A 15,819-nucleotide genomic window follows, 5' to 3' on the forward strand; every position below is an offset into this window, starting at 1 on the left:
CATGAAGGCCAAGATACTTATCGTAGAAGACCAGTTTATAGAAGCGCACAGCCTGGAAAGGATATTGATCCGGGCGAATTATATCGTAAGCTCCATAGCCAGATCGGTAGCCATTGCTTTAAAGTCCATTGAAAAAGATACGCCCGACCTGGTATTACTGGACATCCACCTGCAGGGAAACCTGACCGGCATTGACCTGGCCAGGTCTTTAAGTCAAAGAAATATTCCATTCGTTTATCTTTCGGCTAACTCCAACAAGCAGGTACTGCAGGAGGCCAAATCGACCAGGCCCTATGGGTTTTTAGTCAAACCTTTCCGCGAAAAAGATGTGCTGGTGATGATCGACGTAGCCCTTTATGTACACCGGCAAAACCAGGACCCGGTGATCAAACAGGGAAAAGCTGGCATATCACCTTTTGTGCCGAATTCTTCGGAACTGAAAAGCATGGTCGGGAAAAGTAAAGTGATGCAGGAATTGTATGAGATGATCAACATTGTTTCCGGCTCCGATATTTCTGTCCTGATCTGTGGGGAAAGCGGTACGGGAAAGGAACTGATTGCCAAAGATATTCACCAGTTAAGTAACCGTGCGTCAGGTCCTTTTGTTGTGGTTAACTGTTCCGCACTTCCGCCTACCCTGGTAGAGTCCGAATTATTCGGTCATGAAAAAGGGGCCTTTACCGGCGCTGTTGAAAAAAGGACAGGTAAATTCGAGCAGGCGGACGGCGGTTCGATCTTTTTAGATGAGATCGGAGAATTGCCCCTGGAAATGCAGGTCAGGTTTTTAAGGGTACTGCAGGAAAAAGAAGTGGAACCCATCGGCGGGAAAATTAAAAGGGTGAACGTTCGCGTGATCGCTGCTACAAACCGTAACCTGGAAGATGAGATCGCTGCCGGGAGATTCCGGATGGACCTTTTTTACCGTTTGAATCTTTTCCAGATCACGCCGCCGCCACTGCGGGAACGCCGTTCGGATATTCCTTTGCTGGTCAAACATTTTATCGCAATTTATAATAAACAGACCGGGAAAAATATAACCGGTGTTTCGGATACGGTTTTAAAAAGCCTCGAAGACTATGGCTGGCCCGGAAATGTCAGGGAGCTGGAAAATATCATTTTTCGCACCATCCTGGTTTCGCCCGGACCTAAACTGGAAAAAGTTGATCTGCCGGGAATGAGAAACGGTGTCCCCGAAAGTAAAGTAAAGACGATGGTTGAAAACGAAAGAGATCACATTCTGGCCGTACTGCAAAGCTGCATGGAAAAAGTTGATCTGCCGGGAATGAGAAACGGTGTCCCCGAAAGTAAAGTAAAGACGATGGTTGAAAACGAAAGAGATCACATTCTGGCCGTACTGCAAAGCTGCAACTGGAAAATATCCGGAGGCGGGGGGGCTGCTGAGCTGCTCGACATCCACGTTTCGACCCTCAACTCCAGGATCAAAAAGTTAGGCATTGTAAAGCCGTAACAGCAACTGTTACGGCTCCGGTTTAATATAGGTCCGTTTCTTTAGCCCTGCAGGTGAAGATCAAAATGACCATAACCAGCTGAACCAATTTCAATGCGATCATGAGTATCATGGGCGTGTAACTGGCGGGCCGAGCAGTTGATCACCTAATTCAGCGGACACTTTCATAAACAAAGGCATATCAAATGGCTTGTCCGGCGTACTGCCATCGGTATTTACCGGTATGCCGGCTGTCCTGATCAGTTTTGCAAAGCCACCCGGTGAGGCGATAGTCAGCGCTTTGGATTGCTGCAGACCCGATGAAACGATGGCATGCGGCGTTCCTGCAGGAATGAATAGGTGATCGCCCGGTTTCAAAACGGCTTCACTGCCCGGGGTGTAAATAGTTTGTTCCCCTTCGAGTACAATTATGGTTTCTGAATAGGCCGTGTGCAGGTGCAGCGGCACTTCACTGCAGGGCGCAAATATTCCGGTGATCACATCATAGCCGGAACCAGTTAAAATATCATCCAGGGTTATGGTTAATTTTGCTCCTAAAAGCCAGAAGGTGTTTTTCATAGTTATCGTTTAAAATAGGTTCAGGCAGATCAGCCGGGCTTCCGTCCGCTATCTCTTTTTTTAATTCGCAGGTTAAAAAGCATCGTGATCAGCACCGCAATCAGGCAGCCACTGACGACGCAGGAAACCCTTTCGAGGGCGATATACCAATGCCTGGTTTGCTGGCCCTGTATGGCTACGATAACAAAACCTGTCAATGCCATCCGCATACTGTTCATCATCTTTAATACAATGCCGAGAAAGATCACTATGGTTACGCCTAACAGGATGGTAACCAGATCAGGCAGATTTAAGAAAAATAAACCAAGCCCGGTTACGGCACCAAGCAGGTTTGCTTTCATATAATTAAATGCGAACTGGTTACTCCTGTTTGGAGATATAACCAATACCACAGAGATCACCGCCCAGTATAGCGGGTATTGCGGGAAATAGAATGATAATCCGCAGCATATTGCAGCCCCGATGAGACATTTGACCAGGTAAATCGAGTCCCGCTTTGACATGGCTCCTGTTGGGTAAAACATGGGCGATTTGCTGTAATAAAAAAATAGGCCAACCCGCACAAGAATTGTATCCTGCCCAGGTTGGCAGATAGTTAAAGTTTAATAACACCCGCCTGGACCAGGAAGGCTACATTGTCTTCCAGGTGCCAGTCTTCATAAACTTTTCCGTTGCGGACATGCAAAATATCAATGGCAAAAAAACGGATGGCATTCCCGGTTGCGGGATGCCCGTTTGTCGGGCCGGTATTGTGCCCGGTGTAAATCTGGCGGCAAACGATCTTGTCTTTAGTAATGATCAGGTCTTCAATGCTGCATTTCAGATCGGGAACTGATTTCCGGAAATTCTTCGACGCGAAAGGAATTCCCTGGTAGCCCTGCGGTCTTCCCTTAGGCAGGGTATTGTCTTTAAAATCCTCAGAGACCGCTTGTTTAAGATAATATTCTTTACCTGTGTTCCAGAAGGCATATAACATCCTGCCGGTATGGATCAGCTGGTCAGCCTCGGCTTTTGACAGGCTTTTATCAACTGTAATTGATTTTGGCACAGGGACGTCCCCGGGGGCTTCCTGTGCTGAAGAACGGATGATGGTAAGCGACAACAGGCCTGCGAAGGCCAATTGTGCGTATATTTTATAATTTTCCATGAGGCTGTTATTAAACAAAGTCAGTATCTACCAATGCATTTTTATCGGCCAGCGTCATTTTCGCGATATCGTCCTTACGCATAAATTTCACTCCTTCATGTTGCAGCGCATAAGTGATGAACTGATCGATCACATTGATCTGCTGAGGTGTTCCGCTAATGCGGTCATGCGCACTGAATGACATCATCAGTTTACGATTGGCACTCTCTTTATACATTTGATCAAACTCCAGTTTCAAGGTCTCCAAAAATTGTGTTGAAGTGAAGAATTGACCGGCGATCAATTGAATATCGTTACAACGTAGCGTGTAAGGCACTACCGCGAAATTTTTGCCATTGATCGGGATCAGGAACGGCTCATCGCGGCTCAGGTCATCCGTGTGGTAATAGCCGCCTAATTCCTGCACAATCGGAGCCGTGTTCGGGCTGCGGCGGAGCCAGTTACAGTTATAACCTACGGTTGTTACCCCGCAAACTTCTTTAATGGTATCCTGCGCTTTCTTCATGAAGGCCTTTTCTTCATCGTAGCTTAGGGTGTATTGCGGGCTCCAGGTCTGGCCGTGTCCCGATACTTCATGACCACGTTTAACGATTTCACGAACCAGATCAGGACTTTTTAAAGCTGCCTGGCCGATCACGTGACTGGTTACTTTAACGCCGTGTTTGTCCCAAAGATCCAGTAATCTTGGGATACCTTCTTTGTAGCCATAATTGAACCAGGTGGTAGCCGGAAGATCTTTGAAGCCGTTTTCCAGGTTCTTCGGGAACGGGCTGTCAAAACCAACGTCAGGCTGGCCACCGGCCTCCATGATCATTGTAGCTGAAATTACTAAGCGGGTGCCATCCGGCCATTTTGAATTTTTCATAGGTTGTTCTTTAGTTGTTTGCGTTGTTGGTTGGGCAGAAAGCAGGTTGGGCAGCATTAAAGCGCCTGCCCCGGCTATTGCCGCGTTCTTGATAAAATCTTTTCTGGTTTGCATAAGGCTGTAATTTATTATTGAATTCTTCTATGGCTTATTTGATGCGGACAACCACGCGATCGGAGAAAAAGATTTGCGAAACAAGCCCAGCTGGACAAAACGGAACCTGAACGGTACAAAACCAGTCGGGAATTAATTGTCTGGATTTAAGATCGATTTTGAATCGGCGTTGCTTGTAAACCTCAAACCTAAAGCAACGGGAAATCCATTGAGCATGAACTTGTACGGACGTGTTTAAATCTTATTTACTTTGATTGCCCCGGGAATATGTACACCTCGGGAACTTATTTTTTGTGTATTGATTTGCATATCATTCCTTTAAAGTTCAAAACGCATTACCATGAAAAACCCGATCTTTAAACTCAGGAATTACCTGTTATTAAGCTTGTCTATCGTCTGCATCTTCAGCTATCAGCATGCCGCGGCCCAGCAACCTGTCGGAATTAAAAATATCGTGCTGGTACACGGCGCTTTTGTAGATGGTTCCGGTTGGAAGCCGGTGTACGAGATCCTTAAAAAGAAAGGCTATCAAGTCAGCATCACCCAACAACCGCTTACATCCTTCGACGGGGACGTGGCAGCCGTAAAACGCATACTCGCGATGCAGGACGGCCCCTGCATTTTAGTTGGCCATAGCTATGGCGGCGCAATTATCACTGTTGCGGGTAATGATGCGCATGTAGCCGGCCTGGTTTATATAGCCGCCCATGCACCCGATAGCGGGGAAAGCGAGGGCGGAAATGGTAAGCTTTATCCTTCCGCCTACAAATCACTGCAAAAAGGCACAGATGGTTTTGACTACATCGCACCTGATAATTTTGCCGCCGACTTTGCTGCCGACCTTTCCAAGAGCGCAGCGGATTTTGCAGCCAACGCACAGATGCCTGCAGCAGATGTTGTGTTTCATGCCATCATCCAGAACCCCGCCTGGAAAACAAAGCCAAGTTGGTATATGGTTGCCAAGTCAGACCGTATCATCAATCCTGACCTGGAACGGATGTATGCCAAACGCGCGAAAAGCACCACAGTTGAAGTGGATGGGGCCAGTCACTCGGTATACGAATCTCACCCTGAAGAAGTGGCCAAGTTGATTATTGATGCTGCTATTCACAGTCCAGTAAAATAAACTGTACGTATACGATATCAATAAGTGGTTGACTAATAATTACTTAATTTTAAAAGCGAAGCATTCAATTTGAAATGACCTTAAATTGACAAAATAATTTTGGAGCAGTATATAAAATATTTATTTTTGTAGAGTGATCAGTCAGTTAATTAAATGGAAAAATCAGAAGTAATATTATCCGCAGCACTGAAGCTATTTGTTGAATATGGTTTCCACGGAACACCTACCAGCAAGATAGCAGCTGAGGCCGGCGTTTCCAATGGTACCCTGTTCCATTATTTTAAAACCAAGGATGAATTAACGGTTGCCTTATATGTTCATGTAAAAAATGACCTGAACAATGCTTTAGCCTTACGCCAGCAAAAAACCAAGGATATCCGCACCCGTTTTAAATATCTCTTTGCCGATTCCATCAAATGGTCACTTCAAAATTATAAGGAGTTTTATTACATCCAGCAATTTCATTTTTCCCCGCATTTATCGCTGGTAAGCAAGGAAGAGCTGGAACGTCAGACGCAATTACACCTGGGCCTGCTGCAGGAAGCAATAGATGCCAAGTTACTTAAGCCCCTGCCTGTGGAACTGATCATTCAATTGGTTGGCAGCCAGATTTACGGTCTGCATCAATACCTGCTGGAAGCTAAGCTTACCCCGGCAGAATTGCAAAATAATGTGGATGAAGCCCTGGAGCTTTTATTAACGATGATCTTCATTTAAAATGGAAAATATAACCAATAATAAAGTGAATGCGATCATTACCGGTGCAAGCGGCATGGTTGGTGAAGGCGTTCTGCAGGTTTGCCTGCAAGATCCCAATGTAGCTTCTGTATTGGTCATCAATAGAAAAGCACTGGGTGTCAGCCATCCTAAATTAAAAGAGATAATACATGCAGACTTTTTTGATCTGTCTGCTGTAGAAGATCAGCTGATCGGCTATAATGCCTGCTTTTTTTGTTTGGGTGTTACTTCAGTAGGTAAAAGTGATGCGGAGTACTATAAGTACACTTACACACTGACCATGAAAATGGGGGAAACGCTTAGCAAGCTAAATAGCGGTATGACCTTTTGCTATGTTTCAGGAGGAGGAACAGACAGTACCGAACAAGGGAAAAGCAGCTGGGCTAGGACTAAAGGGAAAACCGAAAACGACCTGATGAAATTGCCATTTAAAGAGGCATTTGCCTTCAGGCCCGGATTCATCAAACCCATGAAGGGCTTAAAACACAGCCATGCTTACTATAAGTATATCAACTGGTTATATCCAATCGGGAGGCTGATTTATCCCAAGGGATTTAACACGCTGGAGGAAGTGGGCTTAGCGATGATCCATATTACCCAGTGGGGGTATAAAAAAAATATTATCGAAGGAACAGACATTGCGATCCTGGCAAAATAAATAATCAATCCATTTCCCGGTTTTAAGAAAAATGGGGAATTGATTTAAACGGAAATATATAAAGCTTAACGGCCGTTTTGGGTCATTCACCTAAATAAATGAATGACCTGAAAATACATCTTACTACTTTTAAATACTAAAAAAGGAAATAAGGTAAACGGTTGAAAAGCATTTTTTTGGAAACAACATTAGAGTGACTGGTCAATTAATAATTAACATTTAAAACAACAAATATCATGAAAAAAGCAATCTTATATTCTATGTCAGCAGCCGCATTGCTGGTTGCCAGCAGCTGCAGCCACAAGGTCCAGTTAACCCCGGGCCAGGAAACCTCCATAAGTCCGGAAGCCGTAGCCTTTTTGAAGAAAACAACCTATTACACTATCCCATCGTGGTTCCCGATCAGCGATAAGCAGATCATAGAAGGCAGAAATAAATTTGAAGCCGGTGAAATGATCCAGGAAGCCAAAATGATCAAACAGTTCAATCTGAAGATAGACAGCACCAAGATCGCAGGCGTTCCGGTACTGATCGTTACTCCACCGGTTATCAACCCGATCTATAAAGACGTTATCGCCTTTAATATCCACGGTGGAGGATTTACACTGGGCACGGCCCGTGACCGTTCTGCCCTGTTGGTTGCGGCTAAACTGGGGATGAAAGTATATTCCATAGACTATTCCGTTGCCCCTGAAGCTAAATATCCGGTGGCGATCAACCAAAGCCTGGCCGTATACAAAGAGCTGATCAAGCAGTTCGATCCGAAAAAAATGCTGGGTGTTAGCAGCTCTGCCGGCGGCGAAATGATCCTTTCGATGATCCAGCGGATCAACCAGGAACACCTGCCGATGATGAAAGCCCAGATCTGTTTTACACCAGCTGCTGATATATCCGGCAATGGCGACAGCCCGGTAGCGAATGACACAAGAGATGTGGTGACCAGGGACTTGGCTATAAGGTCTGCCAAAGACTTTTACCTGGGTGGCGCTGATGCAAAAGACCCCTTGGTATCACCCATCTACGCAGCCATTCCTGCAAACTTCCCGGCAACTGTATTTACCACTGGTACCCGTGACCTTTTGGAAAGTAACAGTATCCGGATGTACTGGAAATTACAAAATGCAGGTATAGAATCAGAATTACTGGTACAGGAAGGTATGTGGCATGGTTTCCACTGGGAGTGGAATATGCCGGAATCTATCGCGACTATGAAAGCGGTATCCAAATTCGTTGAGAAACAATTTACTGAAAAACAATAAAACAACTACATCATAACCAAAAAACATCTAAAAATAAATACAATGGAAACTACAACAGTAATCGGCCGTAAATACGACCAGCTATTCATCGGCGGCGAATGGATTAACCCATCAACAGATCACAAGGTCGACATCGTGTCACCTCATGATCAAAGCATAACCGGCTACACAGTACTGGCTGAGCAGGCAGATATTGACCTGGCTGTAGCCGCAGCGCGAAAAGCGTTTGACCAAGGCCCATGGCCTAAAACTACACCTGAAGAAAGACAGGCATTGATTACAAAATTTAATGAGATACATAGTACGCATACAGCGGAACTCGCCGCGTTGACTACTGCGGAAAATGGTTCACCGATCTGGTTTACCGGCATGCTGCAGCAAGCGCTTGCCGAACAAACAAACGCTTATTTACGCGCTGCCAAAGCATTTGAATGGGAATCAACCCAGCCCGCAGCATCAGGTGGCACCAATGTTATCCGCCGGGAACCGGTAGGTGTTGTCGCCGCTATTATTCCCTGGAATGCGCCACAACAATCAGCCCTGGTAAAAATCATCCCGGCGCTTTTGGCCGGCTGTACGGTTGTGTTCAAACCTACCCCTGAAACCTCACTTGACGGCATCGCTTTAGGCGAATTATTCAAACAGGCAGGTTTACCTGACGGCGTGCTGAGCATCGTACCTGCGGGCCGCGAAGTAAGCGAATACCTGGTAAGTCATGCGGGCGTTGATAAGATCGCATTTACAGGTTCTACCCGTGCCGGACAGCAGATTGCATCTATCGCAGGTAAGCAAATGAAACGTTACAGCCTCGAATTGGGCGGTAAATCAGCTGCAATCATTCTGGAAGATGCGGATATAGCAATGACCGCCGGTATGTTGAAATACTATTCATTTGGCAACAACGGCCAGGCTTGCGTAGGACAAACCCGTATCCTTGCTCCGAAAAGCCGCTATGCGGAAATTAGCGAAGCGTTGACCGCCATGGTTGCTTCGATTCCGGTAGGCGATCCAAATAACATGGAAACTTTCCAGGGCCCGATCTTTAATAAGGCACAGTACGACCGCGTAAACTCTTACCTTGAACTTGGGGTGCAGGAAGGCGCAACGATTACTACCGGTGGATTAGGCAAGCCAGAAGGCGCTCAATATGAAAAAGGCTGGTACATTAAACCGACCGTTTTTACCAATGCAAACAACGAAATGCGCATTGCCCGTGAAGAGATCTTCGGCCCTGTGATCGTGATCATCCCTTATGAAACGGAAGCAGATGCCATCCGTATAGCTAATGATTCACCTTACGGTCTGGCCGGTTCTGTCTGGACCAGTAACAAGGAAAAAGGTTTGGAGATCGCCAAACAGATCCGTACCGGTACTTTCAGTATCAATGGTGCAGCCACTGATTTCAACAGCCCTTTTGGCGGATACAAACAAAGTGGTGTCGGCCGTGAATTTGGCGGAGCAGGACTCGCCGCGTTTACAGAAACAAAGGCAATAGCGATGTAAAACATTAATTAGCATAAAAAAGGCTGCTTGTTAAATTTACAAGCAGCCTTTTTTATGTTCTTAAATCCTGAATGGTTTAGCATTTATTTTTAACTTATAAATATGCACCGGAAATTTAGTAGTGGCATGGCCGTTTTGGAAAACAGCCAGCCTGTTTAATTGGCCAACCGGCAACCATAAATAGCCCTTATTGTCTATCCATAATGCATCACACCAGATCAAACGGGAATCGGAAAGGATTTCTTCCCTTTTACCATCCGGCGTTAATTTAAACAGCTTCGAATGATCCACATCAGAAATATAGATGTTCCCCTTTGAGTCGATTGCTGTACCGCCGGTGGATGGGGTATCATACCATTTTTTAACTCTGGCAGACAATTCCGCTTTACTTAATTCCGGATTATTGAGGAACTGCATTTCGACCCTATATAATTGACCGGAAGCCGCTTGAAAGTACATATACTTCCCGTTAGGTGAGATCTCTAACTGGTCGGCGTTTATATGCACCCGCTTACCGCTCTTTTCCGTCATGATCTGGCCTTCTGCTTTCATCGGAATATTGTCCGTTGTAGATACTTCATCTTCCAAAACCCGCCTGCCTTTTCCGGTTACCTTATCCAGTATGATCAGCGCAGGCTCGCCCGCATCAGTCACATAAATGTGCGAACCATATATTCTCAGGTCATCTGCCATACTTTTCGGCTTTAATACAGCATCGAGCGGGATCATCTGGACAACTTTATTGGTATGAAGATCAACCGCAATTAACTTACTGCCTCTGGGCAGGAAACGGTCACCCATTCCGGGCTGGCCGGTGTCGACTATCCATAGATTTCCATCCGGACCGATCCGTACCGAATTTGCCCTTACTATTTTATGTTCGGTTCTGTCGCCTGTTTTCCAGCTGTTCCATCCGGCATCCGGGTAAGGAACCGGCGTGCCATCTTTTTTTAATTCGGCTATTTTTAAACCACCTTCGCCTTCAATATCAGGATAACATACAAATGTGCGGCCATCGTCAGATACAGTTACCCCGTTCCAAACTTTTGCTGACTGGAAAACATCGATAAGTTTGCCGGAAGTTTTCGAAGTTGATTGCGCTGCGGAATTATAAGTACCTAAGCCCAAAAATGCAAGGGTTATCAATGCTGTTTTTTTCATGTTAATGATTTTTAAACTAATACAACAACTTTACCCCTGGTTGAGCCACTTTCTATCTGAAGGTGCGCCTTGTCCATTTCATCAAAGGTATAAATACCGGTTACGTGAGACTTTACAGAACCATCGGCTAATAAGCGGGCAATTGCTTCCATATCAGTTCCGCTGGACACCACCATCGTGTTGATACCATTGATCCCTTTTTCTTTCGCTTTCTCTTTCACTGCCTCATTCAGTCCGGATGGTATACTGATCACCGTACCACCTTTTTTGGTGACGTCCAGCGATGGGTCAATGTTATCCCCACCGATGGTATCCAGTACCATATCGATATTACTGACCATTTCCTGAAATTTTTGTGATTTATAATCAATAAATTCATCAAGGCCGAGGCTCATTGCGAAGTCTTTGTTGTAGGCTGATGATGTGCCGATCACGTAGGCTCCTAAATGTTTTGCCATTTGTACCGCATAGTGTCCTACACCACCGGATGCTGCATGTATTAATATGCGGTCACCCTTTTTAACCTCGTAAAACTTTGTCAGGTTCTGCCAGGCAGTAAGTGCAGCAAGCGTTGCGGCAGCCGCATCTTCATGAGAAACGTTTGCTGGTTTGATGGCAAGTTGTTCGGCAGGGACGGCTACGTATTCTGCATATGCCTTTCCATGACCGGGAAAATTGACCATTCCAAACACTTCGTCTTGTTCTTTGAATTTTGCTGAGTTCGATCCCACAACGACCCCGCTGATATCCCAACCCAGGATGATTGGATCTTCATCCTTTAATATTTTAGCTACGCCTTTTCCTGCGCGCGATTTAGCATCAACCGGGTTAATGCTGATGGCTTTTACCCTGATCAATACTTCGTTTTCTTTTATTTCCGGTGCTGCTATTTCAGCGATCTGCAGGTTTTCTACCCCGCCAAATTCTTTTAATATGATTGCTTTCATTTTTATTGTTATCTTGATAATGCAAAATTATACATAGGTATTACACGATCCTTTGTACTTGTTTTCTATAGTTTTGTACTTTTGCTTCATGATCAGGGAAAATCTCTACGAACCGTTTGAAATTGTTGTTAAAGAACTGGACGAGTGCCCGAAAAAAGAGCATGAGCATAACTTTTTCGAATTGGTTTACATCGTTTCGGGAACTGGGATGCAATGCATTAATAAGAACAAATTTGCTTACCGTGCAGGCCATATGTTTTTAATCACCCCAGAGGATTGCCATTCGTTTGATGTGGAAACTACTACCAAATTTTTCTTCCTGAGATTTAACAACATTTACATTAAAAACCATATTCTGCATGGTGACAATGTAAAGCGCCTCGAATACATTCTGCTCAATGCAAATCATACGCCGGGCTGTATCCTCAAAACCCAATCTGATAAGGAATTCGTAAACCCTGTTGTACACGCAATTATCCGGGAACACCTGAGTCATGATATTTATAACAGGGAACTGATCCACCAGCTTGTTAATACGCTGATCGTCATTGTTGCCAGGAATATTACCAAGTCGCTGCCTGATCAAATGACCGAACATTCTGCTGAGAAGGCCTTGAATATCATCCAGTATCTTCAAACCAATATCTATGAACCCGATAAAATAAAGGCAGAATCGATCAGTAATCATTTCGGAATCTCCGTATCCTATCTTGGGCGGTATTTTAAAACACATACCAACGAAACCATGCAGGATTATATCACCCGTTATAAACTCCGGCTGATAGAAAACAGGCTTTTACACAGTGACCTGAGGATTGGCGAAATCGCTCGCGAGTTTTCTTTTACAGATGAAAGTCACCTTCACCGCATCTTCAAAAAGTACAAGGGATTAAGTCCTTCTGTTTACAGGAGGCAGTACGCTTCTTAGTTTTTGAGCAGCTCAAATTTTCATTTTCCCTCCTTATTTAAATCCATACCCGATAGTTAAGCGGCATTGAGTTCCTGTACGCAAATATTTTTTTTAAAGAAAGATTAATTTCAATCACGCTCAAAAACTTATGAGCTGACACGGACAACTGATGCCATGAATGCGGAAATCTGGCGCCTGAATTGTTAAGGGCATTTTTTAAAGGCCCTTAACAGGCACTCTAAGACCTGTATATATCATCATCCATCTCCAGGATTGATAAATGAACTTTTTATGAAAGTGAACATGAGCTTTCTATGAAACCTTGCAAAGTTGCTTAAGGGTACTTTTGTAAAGTAATTATTCAAGCACTAACAGTCGCTGAAAATTATTACTAAAGAATTCATCTATTAAACATCAATATTATGAAAACCATAAGCACCCATTATATCAATGGAAAATTCGTTGAATCGAAAGGGAAAGAGTTTGCAGATCTGATCAATCCATCTAATAAGGAAGTTATCGGACGGCTTGCATTAGGAAACGTAGAGGATATCAATGACGCTATTCAGGCGGCAAAAACCAGCTTTAAGGCTTTTTCAAAAACAAACCTGGCTGAGCGCGGCTAAGTATCTTCAACAACTTTATGATGCCGTTAATGCACTGTTAGATGAGTAATGAGTAATTTATTTGGCTTCGTAAGCTAATATTCTCCATTCATTTGGAGCAAATTCAAGCTTATTTGAATTTTCGGTTATATTCCAAATCTTTAATTCATTTTCAAGGAAAGCAATAAGTTTGCGCAATCCAACTTCGTGATAATTGAAAACAGAGGTAATTCCATTATTCTGCAACCATTCTTCCCAAAACCAATGCTCGTTCGGGAATATTATCAGTTAAATTCATACCCCTATTTCGTTGAGTTTTATATAAAACGCGAATATCAGGGAGGTTCCCTGATGAGCAAAATTTTGCCGGAGGTTCTTAAACTTATTAATAAGCAGGATATTGATGTGATTGCTGCAGTGGCAGATAGGGAAAATTTTGCTGCCCGGAAAGTTTTGGAGAGATCTGGATTTGCCGTCAAAGGTCAATTTGATAGAACTAAAGACCTTTTTCAAACTGATGCATCCATAATCCGTAATGATTAATTCACCAATAGATTTGCTTTAACAGGTGGTATATGGGGATAGCTAATTCCTCAAAAATGCTTTATATTCATTATCTACAAAAATGGTAGATTAACCAAACCGTAAGCCACTGAAACATGAGCGAAGCTATTGATGTAATTAATGCTTCTTATAATGAGCAAATTTACCAGATTTATCTGAAACAGGATATCAAATGCCTATCTGACGACGGCTACCAGTTTCAGCGTGAAAATGTGATTGCAATTAATAACCCAGCGGTGGTCGCAGCGTTTAAAGCCGGCTTCTAGATTATCTGAATAGGGTATGTGATACGCTGAATATTGAGCGAGATCTCAAAAATCCTAATACCAAGATACCCGAGCGGATGGAATTAAAAAAGGCGATCGATACTCCTGATCGGGAATTGGTGGACGATATCGTTAAGTTCGGCGATTCTATCAGCCTATTATTATACGAGCTTTGGGAGAAAAACAAGGAACAAATTCTATCTGCCATACAGATTGCGAAAATATTGCATGAGTAATGAGTACAAATAGTTAACTATAAAGAACCATTTGCATTGCTGTTGAACCGTTGTCTAAATTGTTTCAATAGCTTAATCACCCTCAACATTAATATTATATTGAGGGTGATTAAGCTTATTCCAGTAAGCAACTACAAGATAGCTTATGCTAATTCATCCCGGCAACCATTTCATCTGCTTGTGCAGCTAAGTTGGCAACGTGCCCGACCAGGAAAGCACCAATCAATGATAATGCATAATCGCGGTCAATCGGCAAAGTTATTTCGTTAAACAATTCGTTTACATAACTATCGGCATCCCAGAGTTTACGGGTTTGTTTCGGATTTTGCGGCTCCATACGTTCTGCGATTCGGTCAAATTCGCTATTTGCTTCCGCAATAAATTCGGCACGATCATCATCGCTCAACGGAAGGTATGTAATTTTTATGCTTGTTTCAGGGTCATAGATTATCGGCGGTTCGCCGTTTTCATTATCAGCCATTTCGGCTAAACTCTTTTCTAAAAGATAGGTGGGATAAAATACGACTGATTCATCGTAATGACTAAGACAATGTTTATAGTAATCTAATTCATCATAAGGGTCGAAAACTATATCATGCTCGCGTTCGACACCCGCGACTTGAATGTCCCATTCCACTAAAGGAATTTTATTTTGGTTAATAAATTTCAGCTTTGCTAATTCCAGTTCAGGCTTGGTTGCGTTTATTAAATCCGGCCATTTATTAAACCTAAGCATTTTTGCTACGAGGTGTTGGGCACTCATCAGACCGAAATTTTCGTTGTCGATTTCGTAGTCCTCGAAAATGGCATCGATGTCAAAGAATTTTGGTTCATATTCCAAATATGAATGGCCATTCTGATCTAAAACAGTTTTTTGGGTTTTGTAATCTCGATGGAGATTTTTTGCTTGAAGTTTAAAAAAATCGATGTGGTTCATAATATATCCTTATGTTAACCAAGCCGATTATCTGAAAATTTGCGTCCGTAATCTGTTGTTCTATAATAAGCCTGGTATAAGTTATATTATCTAACCGATGGATGATGAAATCTTTGCACGGACGAGCAGGCTTACCAACAAGCACACCCAAAAGTAAATTGATTTTTTCTGAAAAGCAATAGCAGATTTTAATTTTCAAGTACCTCAACAAATAGTGTTATAGTGACAATAGCTTGGAGATTATGACAAATGAGACTACACTATTTCGGCGCAAGCGCCAAACAGCATTATCACCAAAAGAAGAACTGCCGCAAAGCGGCAATTGGACATCGCAAAAGGTGGTCATGGTTAACCTCAATCTACAAGCAATAGTGTTTAACGAAATTTCACAAACAAAATGATCCGGTCTGTCGTACCGGATCATTTTCGTTATTAGAAAAAGTATTAGAAGTTGTGTGTTAAATCGTTGCAGGCGGAGGCTGGAATTGCAACATTAAAGTTGACATTTAGTTAAGCGGCAATATTTTGTTTATTTAAGTTTCTCCCAAATTCTTCTGGGGACAAGTACCCCAGTGCAGAATGTAGTCTTTTACGGTTGTACCAAGTCTCGATATATTCAAATACGATAAGTGCTGCCTGCTCTTTGTCAGTGAACTTATGCTGATATACACACTCAGCTTTAAGTGTGGCAGGTAGGTAGGGGGCATTACTGCCCCTTTCCCCCTTAAGAACCGGACTTGCACCTTTCAGCACATCC

At 43.5% G+C, this 15,819-nt stretch carries 18 protein-coding genes; 10 read left to right on the forward strand and 8 right to left on the reverse strand.

Annotated features, from left to right (window positions below):
* Position 1 precedes the first annotated feature (1 nt).
* A complete protein-coding gene (locus GSQ84_RS06360; protein ID WP_158796422.1) occupies positions 2–1,468 on the forward strand; it encodes a sigma-54 dependent transcriptional regulator in 1,467 nt (488 codons plus the stop codon).
* Positions 1,469–1,576: 108 nt separating this feature from the next.
* Here GSQ84_RS06360 and GSQ84_RS06365 read toward each other — a convergent pair whose 3' ends face one another.
* From GSQ84_RS06365 to GSQ84_RS06380, 4 genes are all read right to left on the reverse strand, one after another.
* Positions 1,577–2,026, reverse strand: coding sequence for a cupin domain-containing protein (locus tag GSQ84_RS06365; RefSeq protein ID WP_158796423.1), 450 nt, complete (start codon positions 2,024–2,026; stop codon positions 1,577–1,579).
* Between the two features lie 29 nt (positions 2,027–2,055).
* Positions 2,056–2,529 (reverse strand): aromatic acid exporter family protein, encoded by a 474-nt coding sequence (locus GSQ84_RS06370; RefSeq protein WP_158796424.1) that lies wholly within the window; start codon positions 2,527–2,529, stop codon positions 2,056–2,058.
* 92 nt (positions 2,530–2,621) lie between these two features.
* Complete coding sequence (locus GSQ84_RS06375; RefSeq protein ID WP_158796425.1) at positions 2,622–3,173, reverse strand: ester cyclase; 552 nt, start codon at positions 3,171–3,173, stop codon at positions 2,622–2,624.
* A gap of 10 nt (positions 3,174–3,183) precedes the next feature.
* Entirely contained in the window at positions 3,184–4,152 is a 969-nt protein-coding gene (locus tag GSQ84_RS06380; protein ID WP_158796426.1) for a polysaccharide deacetylase family protein, read from the reverse strand.
* A 340-nt stretch (positions 4,153–4,492) separates the two neighbouring features.
* Here GSQ84_RS06380 and GSQ84_RS06385 point away from each other — a divergent pair, with 340 nt between their 5' ends.
* From GSQ84_RS06385 to GSQ84_RS06405, 5 genes are all read left to right on the forward strand, one after another.
* Positions 4,493–5,278: an alpha/beta hydrolase gene (locus tag GSQ84_RS06385; protein ID WP_158796427.1), complete on the forward strand. Its 786-nt coding sequence runs from the start codon at positions 4,493–4,495 to the stop codon at positions 5,276–5,278.
* A 153-nt stretch (positions 5,279–5,431) separates the two neighbouring features.
* The gene (locus GSQ84_RS06390) at positions 5,432–5,995 is read left to right on the forward strand and encodes a TetR/AcrR family transcriptional regulator (RefSeq protein ID WP_158796428.1); all 564 of its coding nucleotides are present in this window, start codon (positions 5,432–5,434) and stop codon (positions 5,993–5,995) included.
* A 1-nt stretch (position 5,996) separates the two neighbouring features.
* Complete coding sequence (locus GSQ84_RS06395; protein WP_158796429.1) at positions 5,997–6,674, forward strand: epimerase; 678 nt, start codon at positions 5,997–5,999, stop codon at positions 6,672–6,674.
* A gap of 236 nt (positions 6,675–6,910) precedes the next feature.
* Positions 6,911–7,933 (forward strand): alpha/beta hydrolase, encoded by a 1,023-nt coding sequence (locus GSQ84_RS06400; protein ID WP_158796430.1) that lies wholly within the window; start codon positions 6,911–6,913, stop codon positions 7,931–7,933.
* Positions 7,934–7,975: 42 nt separating this feature from the next.
* Positions 7,976–9,436 (forward strand): aldehyde dehydrogenase, encoded by a 1,461-nt coding sequence (locus tag GSQ84_RS06405; protein ID WP_158796431.1) that lies wholly within the window; start codon positions 7,976–7,978, stop codon positions 9,434–9,436.
* 60 nt (positions 9,437–9,496) lie between these two features.
* Here the strand turns inward: GSQ84_RS06405 and GSQ84_RS06410 are convergent, their stop codons facing one another.
* A complete protein-coding gene (locus tag GSQ84_RS06410) occupies positions 9,497–10,597 on the reverse strand; it encodes an L-dopachrome tautomerase-related protein (RefSeq protein ID WP_158796432.1) in 1,101 nt (366 codons plus the stop codon).
* 11 nt (positions 10,598–10,608) lie between these two features.
* Complete coding sequence (locus GSQ84_RS06415) at positions 10,609–11,544, reverse strand: NADP-dependent oxidoreductase (RefSeq protein WP_158796433.1); 936 nt, start codon at positions 11,542–11,544, stop codon at positions 10,609–10,611.
* Between the two features lie 88 nt (positions 11,545–11,632).
* Here GSQ84_RS06415 and GSQ84_RS06420 point away from each other — a divergent pair, with 88 nt between their 5' ends.
* From GSQ84_RS06420 to GSQ84_RS06435, 4 genes are all read left to right on the forward strand, one after another.
* Positions 11,633–12,472 carry an AraC family transcriptional regulator gene (locus GSQ84_RS06420; protein WP_158796434.1) on the forward strand — a complete coding sequence of 280 codons (840 nt, stop codon included), beginning with the start codon at positions 11,633–11,635 and terminating at the stop codon, positions 12,470–12,472.
* Positions 12,473–12,876: 404 nt separating this feature from the next.
* Entirely contained in the window at positions 12,877–13,080 is a 204-nt protein-coding gene (locus GSQ84_RS06425) for an aldehyde dehydrogenase family protein (protein WP_158796435.1), read from the forward strand.
* A 243-nt stretch (positions 13,081–13,323) separates the two neighbouring features.
* Complete coding sequence (locus tag GSQ84_RS06430; RefSeq protein ID WP_158796436.1) at positions 13,324–13,602, forward strand: GNAT family N-acetyltransferase; 279 nt, start codon at positions 13,324–13,326, stop codon at positions 13,600–13,602.
* A 116-nt stretch (positions 13,603–13,718) separates the two neighbouring features.
* The gene (locus tag GSQ84_RS06435; RefSeq protein ID WP_158796437.1) at positions 13,719–13,889 is read left to right on the forward strand and encodes a hypothetical protein; all 171 of its coding nucleotides are present in this window, start codon (positions 13,719–13,721) and stop codon (positions 13,887–13,889) included.
* Between the two features lie 384 nt (positions 13,890–14,273).
* Here the strand turns inward: GSQ84_RS06435 and GSQ84_RS06440 are convergent, their stop codons facing one another.
* Together GSQ84_RS06440 and GSQ84_RS28190 are read right to left on the reverse strand one after the other, a co-directional pair.
* Positions 14,274–15,062, reverse strand: a complete 789-nt coding sequence (locus GSQ84_RS06440; protein ID WP_158796438.1) for a hypothetical protein — start codon at positions 15,060–15,062, stop codon at positions 14,274–14,276.
* A 510-nt stretch (positions 15,063–15,572) separates the two neighbouring features.
* Positions 15,573–15,815 carry an IS3 family transposase gene (locus GSQ84_RS28190; RefSeq protein ID WP_256377527.1) on the reverse strand — a complete coding sequence of 81 codons (243 nt, stop codon included), beginning with the start codon at positions 15,813–15,815 and terminating at the stop codon, positions 15,573–15,575.
* Positions 15,816–15,819 lie beyond the last annotated feature (4 nt).

The organism is Pedobacter sp. L105 (genome assembly GCF_009765875.1).
GTDB lineage: Bacteria > Bacteroidota > Bacteroidia > Sphingobacteriales > Sphingobacteriaceae > Pedobacter.

Excerpts from the sequence above, each read along its gene's own strand:
- GSQ84_RS06360 (WP_158796422.1), top strand. The coding sequence starts at position 2 with ATGAAGGCCAAGATACTTATCGTAGAAGACCAGTTTATAGAAGCGCAC.
- GSQ84_RS06365 (WP_158796423.1), bottom strand. The coding sequence starts at position 2,026 with ATGAAAAACACCTTCTGGCTTTTAGGAGCAAAATTAACCATAACCCTG.
- GSQ84_RS06370 (WP_158796424.1), bottom strand. The coding sequence starts at position 2,529 with ATGTCAAAGCGGGACTCGATTTACCTGGTCAAATGTCTCATCGGGGCT.
- GSQ84_RS06375 (WP_158796425.1), bottom strand. The coding sequence starts at position 3,173 with ATGGAAAATTATAAAATATACGCACAATTGGCCTTCGCAGGCCTGTTG.
- GSQ84_RS06380 (WP_158796426.1), bottom strand. The coding sequence starts at position 4,152 with ATGCAAACCAGAAAAGATTTTATCAAGAACGCGGCAATAGCCGGGGCA.
- GSQ84_RS06385 (WP_158796427.1), top strand. The coding sequence starts at position 4,493 with ATGAAAAACCCGATCTTTAAACTCAGGAATTACCTGTTATTAAGCTTG.
- GSQ84_RS06390 (WP_158796428.1), top strand. The coding sequence starts at position 5,432 with ATGGAAAAATCAGAAGTAATATTATCCGCAGCACTGAAGCTATTTGTT.
- GSQ84_RS06395 (WP_158796429.1), top strand. The coding sequence starts at position 5,997 with ATGGAAAATATAACCAATAATAAAGTGAATGCGATCATTACCGGTGCA.
- GSQ84_RS06400 (WP_158796430.1), top strand. The coding sequence starts at position 6,911 with ATGAAAAAAGCAATCTTATATTCTATGTCAGCAGCCGCATTGCTGGTT.
- GSQ84_RS06405 (WP_158796431.1), top strand. The coding sequence starts at position 7,976 with ATGGAAACTACAACAGTAATCGGCCGTAAATACGACCAGCTATTCATC.
- GSQ84_RS06410 (WP_158796432.1), bottom strand. The coding sequence starts at position 10,597 with ATGAAAAAAACAGCATTGATAACCCTTGCATTTTTGGGCTTAGGTACT.
- GSQ84_RS06415 (WP_158796433.1), bottom strand. The coding sequence starts at position 11,544 with ATGAAAGCAATCATATTAAAAGAATTTGGCGGGGTAGAAAACCTGCAG.
- GSQ84_RS06420 (WP_158796434.1), top strand. The coding sequence starts at position 11,633 with ATGATCAGGGAAAATCTCTACGAACCGTTTGAAATTGTTGTTAAAGAA.
- GSQ84_RS06425 (WP_158796435.1), top strand. The coding sequence starts at position 12,877 with ATGAAAACCATAAGCACCCATTATATCAATGGAAAATTCGTTGAATCG.
- GSQ84_RS06430 (WP_158796436.1), top strand. The coding sequence starts at position 13,324 with ATGCTCGTTCGGGAATATTATCAGTTAAATTCATACCCCTATTTCGTT.
- GSQ84_RS06435 (WP_158796437.1), top strand. The coding sequence starts at position 13,719 with ATGAGCGAAGCTATTGATGTAATTAATGCTTCTTATAATGAGCAAATT.
- GSQ84_RS06440 (WP_158796438.1), bottom strand. The coding sequence starts at position 15,062 with ATGAACCACATCGATTTTTTTAAACTTCAAGCAAAAAATCTCCATCGA.